1 rRNA gene is annotated in these 254 nt (G+C 50.0%); it reads left to right on the top strand.

Annotation, left to right across the window (positions count from 1 at the left end):
• Nucleotides 1–254 (top strand): 23S ribosomal RNA (locus BST15_RS21055); the annotation flags it as partial.

Here is a 254-nt window from a genome sequence, read left to right as displayed (position 1 = left end):
TAGTGGAAGTCTCTGGAAAGTGACGCCATAGTGGGTGATAGCCCCGTACACGAAAGGATCTTTGAAGTGAAATCGAGTAGGACGGAGCACGAGAAACTTTGTCTGAACATGGGGGGACCATCCTCCAAGGCTAAATACTACTGACTGACCGATAGTGAACCAGTACCGTGAGGGAAAGGCGAAAAGAACCCCGGAGAGGGGAGTGAAATAGAACCTGAAACCGTATGCGTACAAGCAGTGGGAGCCTACTTGTT

It is taken from the genome of Mycolicibacter arupensis (assembly GCF_002086515.1).
Taxonomy (GTDB): domain Bacteria; phylum Actinomycetota; class Actinomycetes; order Mycobacteriales; family Mycobacteriaceae; genus Mycobacterium; species Mycobacterium arupense.
Note: the sequence above shows the minus strand (reverse complement) of the source record. Positions and strands in the feature narration are given on the sequence as shown.